The organism is Nocardia coffeae (assembly GCF_019890715.1).
GTDB classification, from domain to species: Bacteria; Actinomycetota; Actinomycetes; order Mycobacteriales; family Mycobacteriaceae; genus Nocardia; species Nocardia jiangxiensis.
Map to the genome: position 1 here is coordinate 61,288 of NZ_JAINZY010000015.1, position 23,680 is coordinate 84,967.

At 63.4% G+C, this 23,680-nt stretch carries 22 protein-coding genes; 15 read left to right on the forward strand and 7 right to left on the reverse strand.

Features of this window, described 5'->3' with window-relative positions; genetic code table 11:
* Positions 1–35: 35 nt before the first annotated feature.
* The gene (locus tag K7711_RS37820; protein ID WP_222976366.1) at positions 36–839 is read right to left on the reverse strand and encodes a cyclase family protein; all 804 of its coding nucleotides are present in this window, start codon (positions 837–839) and stop codon (positions 36–38) included.
* A 53-nt stretch (positions 840–892) separates the two neighbouring features.
* A complete protein-coding gene (locus K7711_RS37825) occupies positions 893–2,041 on the reverse strand; it encodes an FAD-dependent monooxygenase (RefSeq protein WP_222976062.1) in 1,149 nt (382 codons plus the stop codon).
* Between the two features lie 174 nt (positions 2,042–2,215).
* Here K7711_RS37825 and K7711_RS37830 point away from each other — a divergent pair, with 174 nt between their 5' ends.
* The 4 genes from K7711_RS37830 (at position 2,216) to K7711_RS37845 (ending at position 6,378) form a co-directional block, all read left to right on the forward strand.
* Positions 2,216–3,154, forward strand: coding sequence for a LysR family transcriptional regulator (locus tag K7711_RS37830; RefSeq protein WP_222976064.1), 939 nt, complete (start codon positions 2,216–2,218; stop codon positions 3,152–3,154).
* Positions 3,155–3,397: 243 nt separating this feature from the next.
* A complete protein-coding gene (locus K7711_RS37835) occupies positions 3,398–4,282 on the forward strand; it encodes a VOC family protein (RefSeq protein WP_235748434.1) in 885 nt (294 codons plus the stop codon).
* Between the two features lie 76 nt (positions 4,283–4,358).
* Positions 4,359–5,171, forward strand: a complete 813-nt coding sequence (locus tag K7711_RS37840) for a beta-keto acid cleavage family enzyme (RefSeq protein ID WP_222976068.1) — start codon at positions 4,359–4,361, stop codon at positions 5,169–5,171.
* 31 nt (positions 5,172–5,202) lie between these two features.
* On the forward strand, positions 5,203–6,378 hold the full coding sequence (locus tag K7711_RS37845) for an alpha/beta hydrolase family protein (protein ID WP_235748409.1): 1,176 nt from the start codon (positions 5,203–5,205) through the stop codon (positions 6,376–6,378).
* Between the two features lie 105 nt (positions 6,379–6,483).
* Here the strand turns inward: K7711_RS37845 and K7711_RS37850 are convergent, their stop codons facing one another.
* Both K7711_RS37850 and K7711_RS37855 read right to left on the reverse strand, forming a co-directional pair.
* Complete coding sequence (locus K7711_RS37850) at positions 6,484–6,651, reverse strand: hypothetical protein (protein ID WP_222976070.1); 168 nt, start codon at positions 6,649–6,651, stop codon at positions 6,484–6,486.
* 420 nt (positions 6,652–7,071) lie between these two features.
* Complete coding sequence (locus K7711_RS37855) at positions 7,072–7,977, reverse strand: NADP-dependent oxidoreductase (RefSeq protein ID WP_222976370.1); 906 nt, start codon at positions 7,975–7,977, stop codon at positions 7,072–7,074.
* 521 nt (positions 7,978–8,498) lie between these two features.
* Here K7711_RS37855 and K7711_RS37860 point away from each other — a divergent pair.
* The 4 genes from K7711_RS37860 (at position 8,499) to K7711_RS37875 (ending at position 11,603) form a co-directional block, all read left to right on the forward strand.
* On the forward strand, positions 8,499–8,912 hold the full coding sequence (locus tag K7711_RS37860; protein WP_222976072.1) for a nuclear transport factor 2 family protein: 414 nt from the start codon (positions 8,499–8,501) through the stop codon (positions 8,910–8,912).
* Between the two features lie 8 nt (positions 8,913–8,920).
* The gene (locus K7711_RS37865) at positions 8,921–10,024 is read left to right on the forward strand and encodes an acyl-CoA dehydrogenase family protein (protein WP_222976372.1); all 1,104 of its coding nucleotides are present in this window, start codon (positions 8,921–8,923) and stop codon (positions 10,022–10,024) included.
* A 2-nt stretch (positions 10,025–10,026) separates the two neighbouring features.
* Complete coding sequence (locus K7711_RS37870; RefSeq protein WP_222976074.1) at positions 10,027–10,830, forward strand: acyl-CoA dehydrogenase family protein; 804 nt, start codon at positions 10,027–10,029, stop codon at positions 10,828–10,830.
* Between the two features lie 155 nt (positions 10,831–10,985).
* Positions 10,986–11,603 (forward strand): TetR/AcrR family transcriptional regulator, encoded by a 618-nt coding sequence (locus K7711_RS37875; protein WP_222976075.1) that lies wholly within the window; start codon positions 10,986–10,988, stop codon positions 11,601–11,603.
* A 53-nt stretch (positions 11,604–11,656) separates the two neighbouring features.
* On the opposite strand, the gene K7711_RS37880 is transcribed toward K7711_RS37875, so the two are convergent.
* Positions 11,657–12,640 (reverse strand): LysR family transcriptional regulator, encoded by a 984-nt coding sequence (locus tag K7711_RS37880; protein WP_222976077.1) that lies wholly within the window; start codon positions 12,638–12,640, stop codon positions 11,657–11,659.
* A 343-nt stretch (positions 12,641–12,983) separates the two neighbouring features.
* On the opposite strand from K7711_RS37880, the gene K7711_RS37885 reads away from it, so the two are divergent.
* Complete coding sequence (locus K7711_RS37885; protein WP_222976079.1) at positions 12,984–14,660, forward strand: MFS transporter; 1,677 nt, start codon at positions 12,984–12,986, stop codon at positions 14,658–14,660.
* Between the two features lie 73 nt (positions 14,661–14,733).
* Here K7711_RS37885 and K7711_RS37890 read toward each other — a convergent pair whose 3' ends face one another.
* Both K7711_RS37890 and K7711_RS37895 read right to left on the reverse strand, forming a co-directional pair.
* Positions 14,734–15,402 carry a hypothetical protein gene (locus tag K7711_RS37890; protein WP_222976081.1) on the reverse strand — a complete coding sequence of 223 codons (669 nt, stop codon included), beginning with the start codon at positions 15,400–15,402 and terminating at the stop codon, positions 14,734–14,736.
* A 226-nt stretch (positions 15,403–15,628) separates the two neighbouring features.
* Positions 15,629–16,210, reverse strand: a complete 582-nt coding sequence (locus K7711_RS37895) for a TetR/AcrR family transcriptional regulator (RefSeq protein ID WP_222976083.1) — start codon at positions 16,208–16,210, stop codon at positions 15,629–15,631.
* Between the two features lie 101 nt (positions 16,211–16,311).
* Here K7711_RS37895 and K7711_RS37900 point away from each other — a divergent pair, with 101 nt between their 5' ends.
* From K7711_RS37900 to K7711_RS37925, 6 genes are all read left to right on the forward strand, one after another.
* On the forward strand, positions 16,312–17,079 hold the full coding sequence (locus K7711_RS37900) for an SDR family NAD(P)-dependent oxidoreductase (RefSeq protein WP_222976086.1): 768 nt from the start codon (positions 16,312–16,314) through the stop codon (positions 17,077–17,079).
* A gap of 546 nt (positions 17,080–17,625) precedes the next feature.
* Positions 17,626–18,975, forward strand: coding sequence for a cytochrome P450 (locus K7711_RS37905; protein ID WP_222976088.1), 1,350 nt, complete (start codon positions 17,626–17,628; stop codon positions 18,973–18,975).
* A gap of 69 nt (positions 18,976–19,044) precedes the next feature.
* On the forward strand, positions 19,045–20,016 hold the full coding sequence (locus K7711_RS37910) for an alpha/beta hydrolase (protein ID WP_222976090.1): 972 nt from the start codon (positions 19,045–19,047) through the stop codon (positions 20,014–20,016).
* Positions 20,017–20,269: 253 nt separating this feature from the next.
* On the forward strand, positions 20,270–21,724 hold the full coding sequence (locus K7711_RS37915) for an aldehyde dehydrogenase family protein (protein ID WP_222976092.1): 1,455 nt from the start codon (positions 20,270–20,272) through the stop codon (positions 21,722–21,724).
* 28 nt (positions 21,725–21,752) lie between these two features.
* Positions 21,753–22,310, forward strand: coding sequence for a VOC family protein (locus tag K7711_RS37920; protein WP_222976093.1), 558 nt, complete (start codon positions 21,753–21,755; stop codon positions 22,308–22,310).
* A 45-nt stretch (positions 22,311–22,355) separates the two neighbouring features.
* Positions 22,356–23,615: an aromatic ring-hydroxylating oxygenase subunit alpha gene (locus K7711_RS37925; protein ID WP_222976374.1), complete on the forward strand. Its 1,260-nt coding sequence runs from the start codon at positions 22,356–22,358 to the stop codon at positions 23,613–23,615.
* Positions 23,616–23,680 lie beyond the last annotated feature (65 nt).

Genomic DNA, 23,680 nt, shown 5'->3' on the forward strand with positions numbered 1-23,680 from the left:
CTGTTCTTAATTTTGGTGCGCCGCCAGGCTAACGGCTATCGCTGGGGTTCGAGACCGACCTCGTCCGTGTTGTCGAAGATGGCGATAGCGCGTGTCCATCCAGCGGAGGCGGCGTGGACCTTGACGGGGAAGCAGGAGATTTCGAAGCCGGTCGCGGGCAGTTGCTCGAGGTTATGCAGCTTCTCGATGTGGCAGTACCCGGTTTCTCGTCCGGCCTTGTGACCTTCCCAGATGATCGAGCTGTCTTGGTGTTGTGCGTAGCGCTGCGCGGTGTGCACAAAGGGGGCGTCCCAGCTCCACGCGTCGGTGCCAGTGAGCCTGACACCTTGTTCGAGCAGGCGCAGTGTTGCCTCACGGCCGATTCCGCAGCCCGTGGACACGTAGCTGTCCTGACCGTATCGGGTGCCGGCGGCTGTGTTGACGACCACGATCTCGAGGGGGCTGAGCGTATGGCCGATGCGCGCGAGTTCGGCGTCGATGTCATAGGGAGTCACGACGTATCCGTCGGGGAAGTGGCGGAAGTCAAGTTTGACCGCGGGCTGGAGGCACCATTCCAGCGGTACTTCGTCGATGGTGATGGCACGGCGGCCGTTGTCCATGGTTGATGCGTAGTGGTATGGGGCATCGAGATGGGTGCCGCTGTGAGTGGTCATAGAGACTCGTTCGATCGCCCAGCCCTCACCTCCAGGAAGGTCTGCCCTCGTTGCACCGGGGAAGAACGCGAGAAGGTCCTCGGCGGTGTCCTGGTGGGTGTGGTAGTCGATCTGCGGGAGCAACCCTGGTGGGTCCGAGGCGATTCCTGCTTGCAGGGGTACAGAGATATCGATCAAGGTACGCATGGTGGTCAGCGCCTTTTCAGTGTTCACGGTCGGGATCGTGTGCGGTAGCGACGTCAGAAGGGGCGATTGAGCGCGTCTTCGACGGCCGCTGTTTGTGCGGGGAGCGTCTCGCGCATGTGCTCGCTGGCGGTCGGGATCGCCGCGGCGTCGATGGCCATTTCGCCGACCAGGATGGCGTGGGAGGCGTCGTGGACGAGTTTGACTCGCTCGTATCGGCGGTTCATGAACGCGGCCATGGCAGGGTCCAGATCGGTACCGCGTTCGAGCTCCTCCGCCAGGACGGCGGCGTCTTCGAGTGCCATCCCGGCACCCTGGGTCAGGTGCGGTGCAGCCATGTGGGCAGCATCACCCAGAACGACGAGGCGGCCGCGATGCCAGGGGGCTGGCAGCAGAACCTCGTTCAACGGGCTGTAAACGATGCCTTCGGGCCCGTCGAGGCCATCACGCAGCGCTCCGATGATTCCCTGATATCCGGCCAGGCGCGCTCGCAGCAGTGTCGCGAAGTCGGCCCGATCGTGGCGCGGGTTGCCCGGCTCCGGAGTGACCAGGAACAGATACATCGATTCCTGCGACAGCGGAATCACCCCGGCCTTGCTCCGATCCCCCTGGAACAGAAGGGTGTTGGTTACCGAGGGATCACGCCGCACGGTTTTGCGCCACACCCCGTAACCAGTGAAAACGGGATCGTGGTCTGGCCCGACGACCATTTCACGCATCGCCGATTTCGCCCCGTCGAAGCCGATCACCAGGTCGTAGAGCTCACTAGCGCCGTCACTGGTGCGGACCAGGACCTGTTCACCGTCGTCGGCCAGAGTCTCCACGGTCACCCCGTAGCGGATCTTGGCCTGTGCGCTCTCGGCGGCACCGAGCAGTATTCGTTTCAACTCGGCGCGCGAGAGCGCGCTGTTGGCCGGGACGATGTCGTCACCGAGCCGCGAGGGGCAGTCGACGATCAGGTTGCCATGCCAGTCGAAGAAGGTGTTGCCGCTGTGGCTATATCCGGCACGCAGGCATTCATCGAGTACACCGATCCTGGCCAGTGCGCGCAGCGAGTTCGCGGGCTGGTTGATGCCCACTCCGAGCACGGCGGAATCCGGGCGTGCCTCGATCACATCGACCTGTACCCCGCGTTGCCCCAGCAGTGCGGCAGCTCCGAGTCCACCGATTCCGGCGCCGACGACGAGAACTTTGTGGACCAACATGGGAACTCCTTGAGGTGCTGGCGAGGGCGAACGGGCCACCCCGCCGGAATACATCGGCATCATGGGACGAGAAGTCGCTGCTAGGGGCGCAGCTCACGAGAACCCCACGGTATGACGTGGAACACACAACGCCAAGTGATTCCTGTCGATGCTGTACATCGTTAGGATTGATACTTGCAGGAATCGAAGAGGTGGCTGGTGCGCGATCTGCAGCGCGTTGATCTGAATCTGCTCGTCGCGTTCGACGCGCTGATGGCCGAACGGAGCGTTACTCGCGCGGCCGAACGCATGGCGGTGGGACAACCCGCCATGAGCGCGTCGCTGGCACGGTTGCGCAAACTGTTCAACGATCCCCTGCTGGTACGTGACGGGCGGGTGTTCGTCCCGACCCCGGTCGCGGAGTCTCTGACCGGGCCGATCCGTCAGTCGCTGTCGATAATGGAAGGTGCGCTTGGGCGACGACGCACCTTCGATCCCACCGTCGACCAGCAGACATTCACCCTGCTTGCCAGCGACTACGTGCTGCTGGTCCTGCTCAAGTCGCTACTCAGCGAAGTGGCTGCCGAAGCACCGCGTGTGCGGATCAACGTGCGTCCCATCAGCGGTGACTACGCCGACCAGTTACGGCGCGGCCAGATCGATTTGTTTATCGTCCCGCGCGAGATCGAACGGTCCGATACCCCGTTGCTGTCGGAGGACCTGTTCCACGACCGGCTCGTGTGTGCGGTCGATGTCGATCACCCGGAGGTTGGCGATGCGATTACCCGCGAGCAGTTCCAGACCCTGCCGTATCTGGCCTACGACGGTGGTCCGCTGCCTTCGGCTGCACAGTTGCAGTTGCGCGCACGGGGTGCGGAACGCGCGATCGACGTGACCACGCAGAGTTTCGTGGTCGCCCCTTTGATGCTGCGCGGAACCCGCTTCCTCACTCTCGTCCATGAACGCCTCGGCCGTAGCCTCGCCACTCAAGCTCAGATCCGGCTGCTCGAGCCGCCGGTGGTGCTGACTCCGATCACCGAAGCGATGTTCTGGAGTCCACGCCATCAAGACAGCCCCGCGCATCGCTGGTTGCGTGAGCGGATTCGTCAGTCAGCAGAAATGCTCAACATCTGATTATCGACGGCAGTGATGGATCCGATCGAAGAGAATTGATAACACCTCTGTGATCTGAGGCACTAGCGTCGGTGGTGCCGACGAGCCCGCCCTCGGGGACCTGCCTCCACACACAGCGGCTTCTTCCGACTGCGCGGCATTGGACGTTGCGGACTCGTCGATCCACCGCCTTCTATTCCGGAACCGAGGGACACGATGTTTGCACACGCCAAATCGCCTATCACCCATGTTCGGCACGTGGGGATGGCCGTGCCGAACTTCGAGGCTTCGGTCGAGTTCTACCGCAACACGTGGGGCCTGGAACTGGTCGCCGAGGACAATGGACTCGCGTTCTTCGGTACTCCCGCCCATCCGGAGAACTACATCGTGCGGGTGCGCCGGGACTTCGAGAAGCGACTGGATCTGATCAGTTTCGCCGTCGGCACCCCAGCCGAGGTCGAGGCTCTCGCCCAGCGGCTGGGACTGGCTGGCATCAGGCTGGTACGCGAACCAGGGACTCTGGACACCCCCGGTGGAGGCTACGGATTTCGTTTCTTCGACCCCGATGGCCGGTTGATCGAGGTGTCCAGCGATGTCGAGCAGCGCGCGGCGCGGACACTGGAGCCCCGCGAATCGATACCCCAAAAGCTCAGCCACGTCGTCATCAACTCCACCGATGTCGTGGCCACCAAAGCGTTCTACGAGACCCACCTCGGGTTCCGGCTTTCAGACTGGCTCGAAGACCGGATGTGTTTTCTGCGGGTACGCACCGACCACCACATTCTCGCGATCTCCCAGGGCCCGCACACCTCGCTCAACCATGTCTCGTTCGAGATGCGCGGCATCGATGAATACATGCGGGGCACCGGGCGACTCACCCGCGCCGGGCAGCCGCCGATCTGGGGCCCCGGACGACATGGAGCCGGAGACAACACCTTCTCCTACTTCCTCGACCCCGCAGGCAACGTCGTCGAATACACCACTGAGCTCGAGAAGATTGAAGACGACGACGCCTGGCAGCCACGGCGATTCGAAGCCACGCCCGAGGCCGCCGACCAATGGGGCACCGGCGGGCTGATCACCGAACAGATGATCCCGGCGATGTTCAACGACCCGGACAAGGGCCTGTGGATCCCCGCGCCCGTATAACCGATCACCGAGCACCCACTTGCCGTCCTAGCACCAGACGCAACCACACCTCCCCGCACGGAAAGTTCACGCTGACATGAGCGTTGCCATCACCGTCGCGCCCACCGGGCCGATCGCCACCAAATCCGACAACCCACACCTACCGACCACACCGCAGGAGATCGCCGAGGCTGTCGAAGCTGGCTACCGGGCCGGGGCCTCAGTCGCGCACATCCACCTACGCGACGAGCAGCAGCGTCCGACCGCCGACCTCGGCATCGGACGGCAAGTGATGGACCTGATCGCCGAGCGATGCCCGATCCTGATCCAGATGTCGACCGGCGTGGGACTCACCGTCCCCTTCGAAGAGCGCGAGAAGCTGGTCGATCTGGCCCCGCAGATGGCCACACTCAACCCCTGTTCGATGAGCTTCGGGCACGGAGAATTCCTGAACCCACCCGCCGGGGTCATACGTTTGGCGGCGAAAATGCGCGACCTCGACGTCAAACCCGAACTCGAAATCTACGACACCGGACACCTCGAGTCCTGCCTGCGGCTGCGGGACAAAGGACTTCTTCCTGAGCCGCTGCAATTCTCGATCGTGCTAGGTGTACAGGGCGGTATGGCAGCAACAGCCGACAACCTGCTCACCATGGTCCGGCGACTGCCCGAGGGAGCGATCTGGCAGGTCATCGCGATCGGACGCGCGAATCTGGAACTGACCGCAATCGGCCTCGCGCTCGGCGGCAACGCCCGCGCCGGACTCGAGGACACCCTCTACCTCGGCAAGGGACAACTCGCCGAAGGCAGCACTCCCCTCGTCGAGCGTGCAGTCCGCCTCACCACCGAACTCGGTCACGACATCGCCACCGTCGAACAGACGTACGCCGCGCTCGGTCTGAGCAGATAGCACCGCCGCGATCTCTGATGAAAGAAGGTAAATGATGTTCGAACCTGTACCGGGTAAGTACGTGTGGAACCTGTCCGCGGGATTGGCTTTGGCCACCGGTGGCCTGATAGGCGAGGTCGACCGCGCCTGTCGACCACTCGTAGATCCTGGCGAGCAAACCGAAGACGAAGCCACTCAATCGTTCTTCACCTCCTGGTGCGAGATCGCCGACACTCTGGTCGAACTTGCCGAGGAAGACGAAAAACTCAACCGACGCCACAGCGCCGGCGAGAAGCACCGCCGGGCTGCGGTGTACTACCAAACCGCCGAACGCATGCAGAACCACTCCTTCGCGCCCCGCAAGGACGCCTACGCCAAGACGCTGGCGAGCTTCGCGAAATTCCTGGAGCTCACCGACCAGCCCGCAGAACGCATCGAGGTCCCCTATGGCGAGGGCAGCTTCCCCGGCATTCTGATGCACGCCGACACCACCGGCCCGGCACCCTGCGTGCTCTTCTTCAACGGCCTCGACAGCACCAAGGAACAGTTCTACGGATCCGGCACCCCGGACGAGCTGCGCCGCCGCGGCATCTCCACGCTCATGGTCGACGCCCCCGGCGCGGGAGAAGCCCTTCGTCTGCGTGGAATGACGGCCATCCCCGAAAGCGAGCAATGGGCCGCCGCCTGCATCGACATGCTCGAACAGCGCAACGACATCGACCACACCATGATCGGAATGCTCGCCTGGTCACTGGGTGGGTACTACGGGCCGCGAGCCACCGCCTTCGAACCCCGGATCAAGTTCAGTGTCGCGTGGGGCGCGAACTACGACTGGGGCCAAGTCCAGCTACGCCGCCTCGAAAACCAAGGAGACCGGCCCGTCCCGCACTACTGGGAACATGTGCGCTGGGTGTGGGGCGCAAAAGACATGGACGAGTTCCTCCAGATCGCCCCAAAAGTCACCCTTCGCGGAATCATGGACCGAGTCCGGGTCCCATTCCTCGTAGTCCATGGCGCACACGACCGCCAGATCCCCCTCGAGTACGCCCACAACCTGTTCGACGACCTCGTCAACAGCCCCAAACGCGAACTGAAGATCTTCACCGGCCGCGAAGGCGGAGTCGAGCACTGCAGCATCGACAACATGCCCATGGTGCGTGACTTCATCTGCGACTGGATCGACGAGACCGTCACCGAACTCCAAAAATCAACCAGGGCAGCCCAATAGCCACCACCACCACGGCGCCGCTGTCGATATACCAGTTCGACCGGGCCGCGCATGCGCTCGCCGCCCCGCCAGGACACGAATGAACGAGGCCCGTGGCCTGTACAGCTAATTGGAATCTGGCAGCGCGACGGCGCGGTCGACGGGCACGAGCCCGGCCGTGGCGGCGCAGCGGGTGAGCACGGATGGCAGGTCGACCAGTTCGGCGTGCTGCCGCCAGGGGCGGGCGGTGACCACGACGTAGCTGCCGGGTTTGAGGTAGCGCCGCGGCCTCATCGAGGCCATCCACGCCGACCGTCGCGCCCTGGGCGTGGAATACGAGGATCGGTGGGCCGCGATCGCCCGGGAGAACCTCGCTCTGGCCGGCCGACGCCGGGTACGACACGGGCGCGGTCGTGTACACCGGCGATGCCCGCAAACTCGCCACCGTCCGGTGGTTCCGTTTGCGGATCCCTTCTCCGGCATGGACCCGTCCGTGGCCGTGGATCGAGTCGCCGTACGGGGCGGGGTGAGGATCAGATCGACGGCGCCGCGCACCTGCTCGGGCAGGTCACTCCACGCTGAAACTGTTCGGTGATTCCAAGAGGGACATCGAAGGCATACCGCGTTCAAAGAGAAGCGACGCCTGGACTTCTCGAAGTTCTACGACGCATAACCGCCGGGCGCCAGCTGACATCCCGGACATGCGTAAGCCGATCAGCGCCAGGGTGTCAGTGCGATCTTGCCACGCACTCGACCCGACTCTGCGATCCGGTGGGCCTCGACGATCTCGTCGAGCGATATCATCTGATCGACATGGATCTGCACCTGTCCGGCGGCGACCAGTTTCCCGATCTCGGCGAGGTCGGACGAGGAAGGTCGGCCGTTGACACGCTGATGACGCGGATCTGACCGAGCGTCGCAATCGCGGGTAGCGATGTAGCGGCCTCCAGGCCGAAGCACACTCAGCGACCGCTCACCATATTCTCCGCCCACCATATCCAGCACCACATCGACCGCGCTGACGACGGCGGCGAAGTCGACAGCCGTGTAATCAATCAGATCGTCCGCACCGAGTGCGCGCAAAAAGTCGTGGTTGGCGGTGCGAGCGGTACCGGTCACGTGCGCCCCACGCACCTTGGCGAACTGAATCGCAAGATGACCCACCCCACCGGCGGCACCGTGAATCAAAATGCGCTCGCCCGGGCGCAGGCCGGACAGCTTCAATCCCTGCCACGCGGTCAACCCAGCGGTGGCCAGCGCGGCCGCATGCACGTCGTCGAGGCCTGTCGGGCGCAGCGCCAGCCCCTCGGTGCGAGCGAGAACATATTCGCTGTGTGTGCCGGTGCGGCTGGGCACCATGCCGAACACATTGTCGCCCGGTCGGAACTCGACCACCGCGTCACCGACCTCGACGATCGTTCCGGAGACATCGAAACCAACCGGAAACGGCGGATCCCCGGCTACGGGAGAACTACCGGATCGCATTTTCCAATCCACCGGGTTCACCGAGGTGGCACCCATGCGGATCAGGACCTGCTCGGGGCGGGGGGTCGGTCGAGGAACCTCGACGGTCTCCAGAACCTCGGGGCCCCCGAAGGACGTGTGACGGATTGCTTTCATGCGGTCGATTCTGCACCAGGCGACCAAAAATTCCGATAGCCGGAGGACACAAAGTTGACCTGACGCTCAACATGTCATGCGCTTGAGGTTCATCGCTTGTACCTCAGCTGAAGCATCTTGAGCAGCACATACCGCGCCGCAAGCAAGCTTGAAGCTGATCAATCGGTCAACTAATGTGATCTGAGACAGTCGCGCCCGCGGCACACCGGCGTTGCGTCCGCCCGCCCGAAGACCAACGACGGCGACGTCTCCGACGGGCCGCCGCCCCCGAGAGGCCGAACCGCCTCACCACCTGTAAACCATTCACAATATAGGCGATCGCCCAATCTTCTCATGGGGGCGCCGAGCTAACATCAACGGAGCCGAGCAGCGAGTCGAGTCTGCTGCAGGATCATCCGTTAACATGCTGATACTCACGACCACAGCGCTTGACCACCTCGGCATTGAATGATAGACCTCCTTGTGTGAGGTTGGGCATTCGCCCAACAATGAGTGATAGACAGTGAGAGGCAGAGCAGCCTGTGTCCATCCAGGACCTGATCGAAATCCAGCAGCTGTTGGCCAAGTACGCGGTCACGATCACCAAGGGCGATATCGACGGACTGTTGGAGGTGTTCACCACCGACGGCACGTACAGCGCCTTCGGCGACACCTACACCCTCGACCTGTTTCCCGATCTGGTGGACGCCGCCCCGAAGGGCCTGTTCCTCACCGGAACACCACTCGTCGAACTGAACGGCGACACCGCCGACGGCACCCAGCCGCTGTGTTTCATCGACCACAGCACGCACGACATGCGCATCGGCTACTACACGGACAGCTATCTCCGAACCGAGGGCGGGTGGCGGCTGCAGACCCGGAAGATGACCTTCATCCGGCGCAATGGCAATCACGACTCCGGGATTCCACACGCATACGAACGTTCCAAGGGATGAATGAGCGGATGACTGTCGCCGGATTCCGGTCGGATCTGCGCGCCTGGCTCGACGAGAACGACCTCTCCCCTACCAATGACCGCTCGCGCGGCGCCGAACTGGCACAGGTATCACGAGTGCGGCGCGCGCTGTACGAAGCGGGGTGGATGCGCTACGGCTGGCCCGCCGAGGTGAGCGGCCTCGGTGGGCCGGCGTTGTTGCGCGCGGTGCTCGGCGAGGAGGTTGCCACCCGGGGATTGGCCGAGCCGGGGGCATACTCGATGATCGAGGTTCTCGCACCCACGATGATCTCCTACGCCGCGCCGGAGCTCGCCGCCCAGATGGTGCCGAGATTGTTGTCCGGCGCTGAACACTGGTGCCAAGGATTCTCCGAGCCCGGGTCCGGCAGTGATCTGGCATCGCTGGCTACGCGGGCGGTGCCGGACGGCGAGAATTGGGTGATCACCGGTCAGAAGCTGTGGACGGGTCTGGCGCAGTTCTCCACCCGGTGCATCGTACTGACGCGCACCGCGCCGGGCCACAGCGGAATCACCGCATTCTTCGTCGATATGGATACTCCCGGAATCACCGTGCGCCCGCTGCGCACCATGCACGGCGTCGACGACTTCGCCGAGGTGTACTTCGACGAGGTGGTTGTGCCCGCCGACCGGATGCTCGGCAACCCGGGCGACGGCTGGCAACTGGCAATGGATCTGCTGCCCCACGAGCGGTCCACCTGCTTCTGGCACCGCGGCGCGCACCTGTTCACCCGCTTGGACCGGCTGATAACGCAGACTTCGGCGACGGTCGGCGATGCCGGAGCCGACGCGGAACTAGGTGCCGCATATCTGGCGTTGCACACGTTGCGGTGCCGGTCCCGGCTTACCCAGCAGCGACTGGCGGGGGGTGGGCACCTGGGTCCGGAGACATCGATCGACAAGGTGTTGCTCGGCACTGCCGAACAGAAACTCTTCGATACCGCACGCGATCTGCTGCCCGCGGAGATCGAGCTGACAGATGGCGAATGGCGCACGGAATTCCTGTATTCACGAGCCGCCACCATTTATGGCGGCACCTCGGAGATCCAGCGCAACATCATCGCCCGCCGCCTCCTCGATCTGGGAAAGGAGTAACCATGGACGGCCCCGAACTGGAGTTGCTCGCCGCGACGCTGCGCATGACCATGTCGAGTACCTCCGGGAACGACCTGGACCGGGCGCTGACCAACCTCGGCTGGCTCGATATGCTGATCGAATTGCCGGAAACCGCTGTGCCGCTGGTGTTTCGGCTACTCGGCGAAACCGGTGCGCACGCACCTTTACTCAACGATGTGATACGGCACTCAGCTGGTGAACCGCTCGGGGACGGCACCGTGGTGCCCCTCCCGTTCTCGGGAGGTTCCTGGGTGATCTGGGAGCGCGATTCCGAAACGATTGCCGCGACCGAGTTTTCCACTGTCGACAGGGAGTTGCCACTTCGGCGGGTCGACGAGGGCCGCGAGGCCCCATTGGCGGCTGGCCGCCGCGCCCTGAGCTGGTGGCTGATCGGTACCGGCCGCGCCATGCTCGCCCTGGCCCGCCAGCATGCGCTCGATCGTCAGCAGTTCGGTCGTTCACTGGCATCGTTCCAGGCGGTGCGGCACCGTCTGGCCGAAACTCTGGTCGCCTTGGAGGGCGCCGAAGCTACCCTGTACACCGCCGAAGACGAACTCGGCGCGCTGTTGGCGAAGGCAGCATCCGGTCAGGCAGCGCTGACCGCGGCTCGGCACTGTCAACAGGTGCTCGGCGGCATCGGCTTCACCGACGAACACAATCTGCACCGCCACATCCGGCGCACCCTGGTACTGGACGGATTGCTCGGTAGCGCACGAGAACTCACTCAGCAGGCCGGCGCATTGATCCGTGCGCAGCGAAGCGCACCGCGACTTGCACCGCTGTAGTGTCTTGACTGAGCCGAGCTGCGAGGTGCCCAGCCGTCCCATACTGGGCGAGCGCCCAATGATATGTTTTGGTGCATGTATAGCACCGAGATCACCCGCCGGTCAAGACTCCATCGGGAGACCGACGGGTCGAACCGATACTCGAGTATTCGTATATGGGCGGTCCGCGCGTGAGCACCAAGCGGCGGGTAGGCACACAGGATTCCAAGACGCGCCAGACCCTCATCGAAACGACCACCCAGATCATGCTGGACGAGGGGTACGCCGCCGCGACATCGCGACGCGTGGCCGCGAAGGCAGGCGTGCAGCCCGCACTCGTGCACTACTACTTCCCGACTATGGACGACCTGTTCCTGGCGGTATTCCGGCGCGGGGCCGAAGCCAACCTCAAACGACAACAGGAAGCGCTGCTCTCCGACCAGCCCCTGCGGGAGCTGTGGGAGCTCAGTACTCGCCATTCCGGCACAGCGCTGATGATGGAGTTCACCGCACTCGCCAACCACCGCAAGGACATTCGCGCGGAGATCGCCAGCTACGCCGAACGTTTCCGCGAACTCCAACACACGGCCCTGACGTTCATACTCCGCGATCACGGCATCGAACCGGACGACCTGCCACCGATGGTGCTGGCGATACTCATCAGCAGCCTCGCGCAGACCGTGGTATCCGAGCAATCCCTGGGCGTCACGCTGGGACACCCGGAATTGATTTCGTTCCTGGAGCAGTTCGCGAGTCGCGTCGACTCGGCTGGAGGCGGTGGCGGCCACGACTGACCTCGAGGATCATCACCCCTGCCCATTGCGAGTTGCTTTTCCTTCCAAGTGGGTTATATCGCACCCTTGACGGCAGCACGGGCACCGCTGTCGATCGCGCCGATATCGGCGGCAACCGGTCGTCCCGACAGCCACCGGCCATCGTGGATCACGCTGCGCACCAATCGCGCCAATTCCTCCGCGACCACCGCCACCGCCGCTGGGCGGCGTCCAGCAGGCGAAACGACCAGAACGATCGACCGGCGAACCTCCGGCGCGCGCAGCGGCGCGGCGCTCAAGTCGTTCGCGAGGATGTCCCGATCAATGTGGACACCAGGCAACACTGTCCAGCCCTGCCCCTCCGCGACCAACTGCTTCTGCAGGCGAATCGAATTGGTCGTCACCGCGATCCGGAAATTGACGCCGAGATCGGCGGCCGCGATGTCGATCAGTTCACGCAATGCGTCCCCAGGTGAAGGCATGACCATCGGATGGTCTGCCAGCTCGCGAAATGAGACCGGAGCGTCGGCGCGCAGGCCTGCATCCGGGGGCGCCGCCACCCACAGCTGTTCGGTCGCCAGCGACACCTTGCGGCACACCGATTCTTCGACCCACCCCGAGGTGAGAGCGAGATCCAGATCGCCATCATTCATCCAGCGACGCAGCGATCCGGAGCCACCCGTCATCACGCGCAGATGAATTCCCGGATGATCGCGTAAGACAGTGGCGATCAGCGTGGCGCTCAATAGATCCACGACACTGTCCAGCACACCGACGGTGACGCCACCGCTTACCATGCGCGACAGTGGACCGATCTCGGCGCGAGCGCGGCCGAGTTCCTGCAGCGCACGTCGAGCCCGATCCGCCATGACAATGCCCGCGGTAGTCGGCGTCATCCCGTATCGCGTCCGCTCGAAGAGCTCGACACCGAGTTCCTGCTCCAGCGCCTGGATCTGCCGAGTGACCGAAGGCTGAATGCTGTTCAGCAGTTCCGCCGCTCGGGTCACGCTCCCGACCTCGGCCACCGTTACGAACGCTGTCAGCTGCCTGATATCCACTACGTGCTCGAGTCGGCTCTCACAGGCACAGACTGCCCAGGACTGACTCGGTCGCTCACGATCAACCTCTTTCGGTACAGGAACTCCAGCGGTTCCCGGCGTCGAAAGACGCCAATTCCCAACAGATGCTGAACTATCGCCCAACACAGCTTTGGCTATGTTTAACACCAGCAGCTGGATACGTCAAGAGAAAGTTGGTCAGCAGGTCAAGGTATTGCATGCCAAAACCGCATCTCCCGCATGCGGTGCCGACATTTCTCGGAAACATCATTCTCCGAAGTGGATAATTCCAATCCGCCACAGCAGTCCGTGCATGCAGCGCGGACGAAGGGAGAACACACCCATGTCAACCTCGCCCGTCGATGTCGGTAAGCCCGACGAAGTCGACACAGGCCGCCTCGACAGCTCATCGCGGCGTCAGATATTGCTGATCATCGCGGCAGTCGTCGCAGCCACCGAGATCGTCCCGTTCCACTTGACCTTCGTCGGGATCGCTGCCCGCTTCATCGGACAGTCGTTTCCGCACGAAAACGCCAGTCAACTAACCTGGCTGACCACGCTGTATGCGATCCTCGGCGGCGTTGCCGTCCCGGTCATCGGCAAGCTGTCCGACCGGATCGGTAAGAAGAAGATCGTCGTCGCATGCCTCATCGTCTCGATGGTCGGGTGTGCAATCGATGCACTCACGCCCTCATGGCCGGTCATGCTCCTCGGCCGGGCTCTGCAGGGCCTGGCATTTCCTGCGATCTTCGTGTCCTACGGCTTGATTCGCGATCTGATGCCACGCCGGTATCTGAACATGGCAATTGCCCTGGCCGGCGGAGGCACCGGCTTGGGTGCAGTGCTCGGTCCTCTCGCTGGCGGCGTCCTCACCGACCACTTCACCTGGCGTGCGCTCTTCTGGTTCTGCGTGGTCTGGAGCCTGGTCACGATCCTCCCGCTGGCCTTGTTCGTTCCAGAAACCAAGCTGCGGGTGAAATGCAAGATCGACTGGGTCGGCGCGGCCCTGCTGGCTATCGGCACGGCCGGGGTGCTGATCTATCTCAGCGAAGGCGGCTCGTGGGGCTGGATCCCGTCGCTGCCGTGGGTGATCGGCGGTGTGGTGGCGCTGGGACTGTTCTACGCCTGGGAGCTTTACACCCCGGAACCGATCATGGACCCGAAGCTGCTGCGGTCCCCTCGGTACGCGAGTGTCTTGCTTGCGGCGTTCATGTCGGTCGGAACCATGACGGGCCTCGGCTATGTATCCAGTTTCCTGGGTGAGACACCGGGCGGTGCGGCCGGTGAGGCCATCAAGCAACAGGTTGCCCAGGGTGCCGCCCAGCAAGCCGCAGCGCAGGCGTCGCTACAAATGCACACAACAATTCCGCCGGAGGCGATGCAACAGTACTTTTCGGTCGAAGGGCACCTGCCCGGGCTGAATCTGACACTTCTGCACATGACCCTGTATACGATCGGGATGACGATCGTCTACGTGATCGTGTCGCCGCTGTGTGGTTGGCTGTCCACCCGGATCGGGCTGCGCCGGCCGTACATCGTCTCCACCCTCGCCTTCATAGTCGCCGGAGTGGCATACGCTTTATTCCACTCGAGCGTATGGGACCTCGCGGCGATCGCGTTGATAACCGGGCTCGGAGCAGGTGCCTATCTCGGGACCCTTCCGAATATGGTGGTGGAAGCGGTACCACAGGAGCAGCAGGGCGTCAGTGCCGGCATGTACGGTGCGTTCAACAGCTTCGGTACCGCTGCCGCATCCGCGGCCGCCGCCGCGGTAATGGCTGCGCACCCACTGATCTTGCACGTCAACATACCCGGGCACGTCTCGACCACGAAGCTCAACACCGGGCCGTTGGCGCAGCTCCCAGCCGAATCCGCGTACACGACCGCGTTCTATATGTTCGCCGCGATCTCCGCCGTGGCGTTCGTACTGTCGCTTTTCATGCGTCAATTCAACCGGCCTGCGACCGGGGGACAAGGCGCACTGTCACCGGAACAAACTGCTGAGGAGCCGCATCCGTAGTCGGCATATTTCGGACAGTTCGGAGGCGTGAAAATGATACTTACACCCTCCGAACTGCTGGTTGATCGACCGTTCAGTGTGAGATGGCGGCACCCCGTACCGCATATTTCAGCGACACTCTGCTACGGAATATTCCGGTGTCTTCGACGGTTTCCGTCGAGAGCGCGGCGGCGACGAGTGCTTCCCGTTTGAACGCCCGCGCCGCATTGCTCAACGCATACTCTCCAGTATCGATCCGGAAATCCAGATCGACTGGACGGTCTTCTCCCCACAGTATGATCTCGGACCCGCCTTCACCGAGGAGGTCGAGGACACAATCATGGACACCGTCATCGGAGGCATAGAGCTGGGTCGCCACCGCGACCGTATGCGGCAGACCGCCGTTCGCTATGGCGACCAGCGCGGACTTCAATTCCGCGGACTTCAATTCATGTACGGATACGCCGAGGATGGACAGCGCCCGTGGGTTCGCGCGATCGGCGACAAGAACGTCCACCTCCCAGCCGGCCATCACCTGATCGAACAGCCACCCCCCCACCTGCTGAATTGTTTCATTTGCGCTCGGCGAAATCACGGCGAGCCGATATGGCATTCCCGGCCTGCGCAGATACATTCGGCGGGGCGGCCGGAAACGCAGTTCTCGAACATTGGATCCGAAAGATTCAGAGGGTTGAGGAGCCATCAGGTTTCCATCCGTTGGTATTAATGCAATATCCAGCCACGCGGGCCGGGTGAGATCCACTCGCTGTCATCTGGCTCGCAGCGGGTCGATTCGACAGCGCGCTCCTGTACGCCAGAATTTCCGGCCGTCCACAAAGGTTGTTGCGGTGTGATGCCGACGCCATACCCTCGACAGCTCCGAATTACCGGTACGAAGCCGCCGCGACCACGTGCGGCAGAGGGCGTCGTGAGGATGAATCTCCCGATGTCACTGTCGCGATGGAGTGGTGGCACAGCGATTCTCGGAGTCAGTCGGCGCTGTCCGACGAGGATGTCGTGGTGAACAGACCTCGATGGAGCATGGCGCGGACGCGGTCTGTCGTCCGAGTCCGTCCCAGTCCGTCACCGTCAGCGATCGGCCCTTCTGCCATCCGGAACGCCATCATCACGTCGTATACATCGACGGCCGGTCGCACGACACCGGCAACGCGGCCGCGTTCGAGCAGAGGGCCGAACGCATCCGCCGTCCGTCCGGACAGCACGCTGAACCATTCGATGGTGTTCGTGGCGAACAGCACATGCGACATGCTCCGACAATCCAACTGCATATCCAGGACGAAATCGAACAGGTCCACCACACCACGCGGACACTCCCGCAACTCAGCAGCGCGCTGCTCGATCCGCACCACGTTCTCCTCGAAGATCGTTGCGGCAAGTTCCTCACGGGTCGTGAAGTGGCGATACAGAGTAGTCCGACTGACCGACGCGGCACGGGCGACTTCCTCGAGGGGCACATCGTGGCCGTCTCTGGCGAAGATCTCGCGTGCCGCGTCCAGCAGCCGCATGCGATTACGGGCGGCGTCTCGCCGCACCTTCAGCTCAGACTCCATCCTGGAAGGATAGCCCAGAAACGTACACTCATGTACGGTTTTAGGAAACGTACACAGACGTACGTTTCATCGAGAAGACTGAACCGAACAGAGGAGTTGACATGGAAGGCCTGAACGAGAAGGTCATCGTTTTCGCCGGTGCGGGCGGACTCGCCGCCGCGACCGCAAAATTCCTGGGCGCCGGCGGCGCAACGATCGTGGTCGGCGACATCAGCGAGGAATCTGCCGAACGTAGCCTGCGGGCTGCCCAGGACGCCGGTGGCGAAGGCATCGCGATGGCTGTCGACATCGCCGATGAGGAACAGGTCAAGAGTCAGATAGATCTCACGATGAACAAGTACGGGCGCATCGATGGACTGTTCAACGTCGCGGCCAACATCCATCCCGATGAGGTCGCGCGAGACACCGACGTGGTCGACATCGACCTCGCGGCCTGGCAGCGCACCATCGACGTCAACCTGACCGGTTATCTGCTCACCCTCAAGCACGCGTTGCCGCACATGATCGCCGCCGGGGGTGGATCCGTCGTCAACACAATTTCCGACGCGGTGTACGCCGGTATGCCGGACAAGGTCGCCTACTCGGTGACCAAGTCCGGGATCACCGCGCTCACCCGGCACGTGGCCCGCAGATTCGGCAAGGAAGGCGTACGCGCGAACAGCGTTGCCCCCGGCCTGGTCCTCACCGAGGCAACCAAGCTGAACCTGCCACAGGACTTCCGCGACATGATCCTCGAAACGACCCCCGCATCCCGCCACGGCGTCCCCGAGGACATCGGCGCCACGGTCGCATTCCTGTTCTCCGGCATGTCCGAGTGGATTACGGGACAGGTATTCAATGTCGACGGCGGAACGACAATGCGCGCCTGAACAAGCGGCACGCTTCCGCCACGCCACCGGAACCCATGCGCGGCGCAATCGGACAGGTACAACGGTTCCCCTCACGACAAACTCGGCGGACACCTGGCCGTGGCCGACGCTATCGTCGGCCACGGCGGGCTTGCCAAGTTGACGGTCGTGCCGAACTGTTCCCCCGTAGTGCACGACCGAGCCCAGTGCGATACCCCCTCACAGGTCGCGAATGTCAGACTCCTGCGCGAATGCCGCGATCAGCCAGAGCGTCGTCGGGGATGGCGGAAATTCCATTCTGACAATGAGAGAATCATACATTCGAAAAGTGGCTGTGTCGATCCTGGGGCAGTTCGAACACCCCTCACTAGGGTGGCCTCGACCGCTTGCACGGGCCCTTGCGGCCTAAGTGTGCGCGATAGTACGGTTCTCACATCCGGAAGGGCGATTTCCCTTCGGACCTATCGAACAGCGAAGCCCCGGTAGTACGTGACAGGGCGGGATCGCCTCAGCCACAGGCACCATCAGCCGAGATCGGGGCCACAGCCATGCCCGAGAGCAGCCGCTATGAATACTGAAGACGACACCCGCAAACAGCCCCGTTACGACTTCGACCGGCACACTCCGCGATATCGCGAAGACTTCGACTCGATCACCAGCGAGATGGTGTCGCAATGCCCGATCGCCTGGTCGGACACCTACGACGGGCACTGGGTCGCGGCAGGCAACCGGCAGGTGTTCGAACTCGCCCGCTGCCCCGCCGTGTCCAGTGACCACGACCCGTTCGGCGAACGCCGCGGATATCAAGGAATCACGATCCCGCCGCCGCCCCGGGCCGGAACGACGCGCGGCGGCATTCTGGAAATGGACGATCCGGAGCATCGTGAACTCCGCTCGGCACTCAACCCCTACCTGTCCCCCGCCGCGGTACGCCGCTGGATTCCATTCATCGACGAGGTGGTTCGGGCAAGTCTCGACGAGAAGATCACCAGCGGGCACATCGACTTCGTGGACGACCTGGCGAACATCGTGCCCGCAGTACTCACCTTGGCAATGCTGGGGATTCCCCTCGAGAAGTGGACCATCTACAACGAGCCGGTGCACGCGTCGGTCTACACGCCACCGGACTCTCCCGACACACAGCGCGTCGAGGAGATGAGCCGGGCCATGGGCGTGGATCTGATGACGAACTACCACCAGGTCAAGCAGGCTCCACGCCCCGGCCTGCTCGACGCCGTCGCTCAGGCCACCCTCGGCGGTGAACCGATACCCGATATCGAGGCGCTCGGCATGCTGACGCTGATCATCGGCGGCGGATTCGACACCACCACCGCACTCACCGCCCACGCACTGGAATGGCTCTCGGAACATCCGGCCGACCGGGAGCGGCTCAGCCGGGAACGAGATCTGATGCTCGATCCCGCAACCGAGGAATTCCTGCGGTATTTCACACCGGCCCCCGGCGACGGCAGAACCTTCGCTACGGACGCGGAACTGGTCGGCAAGCGGTTCGAAGAGGGTGAACGCCTCTGGCTGTCCTGGGCGATGGCCAACCGGGATCCGTCGGTGTTCGAGGACCCGAACACCGTCGACCTCGAGCGAAAAGGTAACCGGCACTACAGCTTCGGCCTCGGAATCCATCGCTGCATCGGCTCGAACGTAGCCCGCACCGTATTCAAGCGGATGCTGATCGCCGTGCTGGATCGGATGCCGGATTTCCGTTGTGATCCCGCAGGCACGGTCCACTACGAGACGATCGGCATCATCCAGGGCATGCGACACCTGCCGGCGAGTTTCACCCCCGGCCCGCGGCTCGGTGCCGGGCTCGGCGAGACGCTCGAGACGTTGCAGCGGATCTGCACCGAACAGCGGCTAGCCGAACCGGTAACCGTCCACAAGGAAAAGGCACAGATCTGAACCGGCACCGCTTTCAGGAAAGGACAGCTACATGAGGTACCGCCGCACATCGGTCGTACGGGCGAGCCCATGACGATCGCCGAGGACGACCGTACGTCGTTCGACAGGGGCCTACCCGACCCCAGCAAGCCGGTTGTCCGTCAGGTCGCGGACATCGACGGCGTACCGATGTCCGCACTGCTCGCCACGGCGCCGGCACCCCGGGCGGTGCTCGTCGCGCTGCACGGTGGCGCGACGACCTCGGTGTATTTCGACTGTCCGGGTCATCCGGAACTGTCGTTACTCCGGACCGCCGCGGCAGCCGGGTTCACGGTGCTCGCCCTGGATCGGCCCGGCTACGGTAGCTCCCGGGAGTTCGCGGACCGATTCCACGATCCGCAACGGCGCATCGATGCGATGTATGCGGCCATCGACCAGCACCTCGGCCCGCAACCGCGGGGTGCCGGCATCTTCCTGATGGCACATTCGGCGGGCTGCGAACTGGCGGCGCGCATGGCCGGCCACGAGCGCGGCGCGGGGTTACTCGGATTGGAACTCGCTGGTACCGGCCGCGAGCGCCATGCCGAATCCGCGGCGCTGTTCTCCGGAGTCAGACCCGATGTGCTGCGGATTCGCACTCTCCTGTGGTCTCCGGCACGACTGTATCCGGCCGACCTCATCGGAGGCAGACCGATCGGCTGGGTCGGGGGCCCCCGGTACGAGGCCGAAGCAGCCGAGGCAGGGTCATGGGCGGACGTGCGTTTCCCTGCTCTCGCGGCACCGATCGGCATTCCCCTGCGCTTCACCGTCGGAGAGTACGAACGGGTGTGGCGCAACGACCCGGAGGAGTTGGCCGAGGTCGCCTCACTGTTCACCGCCGCGCCGCGGGTCGTGCTCAACATACAGCCGAATACCGGGCACAACCTCAGTCTCGGATATTCGGCCGCGGCATACCACCTGAAGCTGCTGTCCTTCGCCGAGGAGTGCGCCATCGCCCGGGAGACCGGCGAATTCTCGGGCCCGGCAACACAATGGGACGGTATCGCGCCATCTCGGCGGTAGCTCCCGGCATCCACTCAGGTCAAGATTGCCGACGACGGCTATGCCGTCGTCGGCGAGAGTGGCGTCCGGCTCGCGCGCTCCGGACAGCTGAGCCGACGTGCGCAGAACAACCAGTAAGGTCCGGACCCCTGCATCCCAGCGGCCTTGACCTCCCATCAGCCCAAGTGCTAAACATGTGTTCAACGTCAATCATGCTGTCTACCAGCAATTGCTGATCTTATGCACAACGTTCTACGACGAGTGAGGAAGTCCGATGACACTGCAGTCGGTAGTGGATGAACTACGTGAGCGCCCAGGGACGGGTGAGGTCATTCCGGTCATCGATCCCGCCACAGAGGAGCAGATCGCCGAGTTCACTGATTGCGGGGAAGACGCCGTCGACGATGCCGTGGCGCGGGCGCGAGCCACGTTCGAATCGGGGGTTTGGCACGGTCTGCCCGCACGGGAACGGGCCAAGATCATGTGGCGCATCGCGGATCTGATGGACCAGCACGTCGATGAGCTGGCCGAACTCGATTCGCTGAATACCGGCATGCCGTTGGTACAGGCGCAGAACATCATGCCGACCTGCGCCGAATTCTTCCGCTATTACGCGGGTTGGTGCACCAAGCTCGACGGCGCCGCGTACGACGTGCGGATGACCGGTGGGATCACCGGCGCCCATGCGAGCATGCACGCCTACACCATCAAGGAACCGTTCGGAGTGGTCGGCCACATCATCCCGTGGAACGGCCCGATGATGACCGCGTGCGCCAAACTCGCACCCGCCCTGGCCGCGGGCTGCAGCAACGTCCTCAAACCCGCCGAGGAAACACCGCTGTCCGCCCTGTTGCTGGTCAAGCTCATCGCCCAGGCGGGTGTTCCCGACGGCGTGGTCAATCTCCTGACCGGTAACGGCCACACTGCGGGCGCGGCCCTGGCCGCGCATCCCGATGTCGACAAGATCGCCTTCACCGGGTCGACCGAGGTCGGCAAGCAGATCGTGCGGGCTGCCGCGGGCAACCTCAAGAAGGTCCTGCTCGAACTCGGCGGCAAATCGCCGGTCCTGATCTACGACGACGCCGACCTGGAAACGGCCATCAAGGTGGCGGCCGGTGGCATTTTCGTGCACTCCGGTCAGGGCTGCGTCTGCGGTTCGCGCATCTTCGTTCAACGGAGCGTCTACGACCAGGTAGTGGACGGTGTAGCCCAGGCGGCGAATGCTGCCAAGCTCGGGGGACCGAAGGAAAAGGGCAGCAGAATCGGCCCGCTGATCAGTCAGAAGCAGCTGACCCGTGTGATGGGCTTCATCGACGAGGGTAAACGCGACGGCGTCGAGGTGGTTACCGGCGGGCACCGGCTCGACCGACGCGGATATTTCGTCCATCCGACAGTACTCACCAATGTCGATCCCGCCATGCGGCTGTATCAACAGGAAATCTTCGGGCCCGTGGTGACCATCCTGCCGTTCGACGACGACGATGAGGCCGTGGCGATGGCCAACGACACGACCTACGGCCTGGCCGCCACTGTCTGGACGAACAACCTCAGCCGCGCCCATCGCCTCGCGAAACGACTGGAATCCGGAACCATCACGCTGAACTGCCAATTGGTCTTCGACCACGCCGTGCCCTTCGGTGGCTACAAACAGTCCGGTTGGGGCCTGGAATACGGCCGAGAGGGCATCGAGACCTATATGCAGACGAAATCAGTCTGGACCCAGCTCTGACGTCGGGGCGCTCATTCGGGAGATGTGCATGACGCAGATGAAATTCGGACCCCTGATGCAGCACGGCTACGTGGTCGCCGACGCAGCGAAAGCGGCCGCCGAATGGTCGGAGCGGCTCGGCATCGGGCCGTTCTATCTGCTTCCGACGGTGGTCGAGGATTACCTCTATCGCGGAACGAAGAGCAAACTCGACCTGCTCGTCGGAATGAGTTATTGGAACGATATCCAGATTGAGGTCATTCAGCCCGTCGGCGACGGTGAATCGCTCTACACCGAGGCCGTCAGGACCGGATCGGGCGCGTTGAACCATCAGGCGGTCCTGGTATCCAATATCAATGTGGTGGTCCGGGATTCGAATCTGGAGAAATTCGTGGTGCACCGGGGGTCCTCGGCCGGCCTGGCCTTCCTGTACCTCGAAAACTACCTGCCCGATGGCAGTCACCTGGAACTCATCGATGCAGACGCGAGAATCCTGCGCACTTTCGACGCCGTGCAGACACTCTGCCGGACGTGGGACGGATCCAGGCCGGTACGGCACGCCCGGGAACTCTCGGCAGATCTGGCCGCGCTGTCGCGGTCTCGATAGTGCGGGAACGGTCCGGCCGCCCGCCCCACTGAAAGGTCGAATCCCCTGCCGCACTTCACCAAACCGGCCGCAGGCAGCTGGACGGAGAACTACCCGGAGCTCGGTACCGGACCGGTCGACTACACCGATTCCATAGACCCGTCCTTCTACGAGGACGAGCGCAACGCCATCTTCCGCAAGAACTGGCTCAACGTCGGCCGCGTCAACCAACTGCCGCGCGTGGGCAGCTACTTCACCAAAGAACTGGCCTGCGTTGGCAAGTCACTGATCATCGTCAAAGACACCGACAGCGTGATCCGGGCATTCCACAACATCTGCCGCCATCGCGGCAACAAGCTGGTGTGGGACGACTACCCCGGCGAAGAGTCCGCGGGCATCTGCCGCCAGTTCACCTGCAAATATCACGCGTGGCGCTACAACCTGCAGGGCGAGCTCACCTTCGTCCAGCAGGAGGGCGAGTTCTTCGACCTCGACAAGAGCGAGTACGGGCTGAAGCCGGTGCGCTGCGAGGTGTGGGAGGGCTTCATCTTCATCAACCTCGACAACGAGGCCAAGCCACTCGTCGAATACCTCGGCCCCATGGCCAAGGGCATCGAGGGCTACCCCTTCGATCAGATGACCGAGGTCTACACTTACCGCGCGGAGATCGGCAGCAACTGGAAGTTGTTCGTCGACGCGTTCGCCGAGTTCTACCACGCACCGGTGCTGCATCAGAAGCAGGCGACCCAGGAGGAGGCCGCCAAACTGTACAACGTCGGCTACGAGGGGCTGCACTACGAGCTGTTCACCCCGCACTCGATGATCTCCTCCTGGGGCGGTATGGCGCCGCCGAAGGATCCGAGCATGGTCAAGCCGATCGAGCGGGAACTGCGCAGCGGCCTGTTCGGTCCGTGGGACAAGCCCGATATCGAGGGCTTGGACCGGCTGCCGAGCGGCCTCAACCCGGCCCGGCACCGGGCCTGGGGAGAGGACTCGTTCGAATTCTTCCCGAACTTCACCATCCTGATCTGGGAACCGGGCTGGTACCTGACCTATCACTACTGGCCGACCGCGGTGAACAAACACATCTTCGAGGCGAGTCTGTACTTCGCCCCGTCGAAGAACGCCCGCGAGCGGCTGCGCCATGAGTTGGCGGCGGTCACCTTCAAGGAATACGGGCTGCAGGACGCCAACACGCTCGAGGCGACCCAGACCATGCTCGAGACCCGCGAGATCACCGAGTTCCCGCTCTGCGACCAGGAAATCCTCCTGCGCCACCTGCACGTGACCGTTCAGAAAATCATCAAGGATTACCGCGCCGGCTGATCGCGAAGACCATGGCCGTCGCCGGGCCGGACGTCCGTCTCGGCGACCACACGGCGGCGGTACGG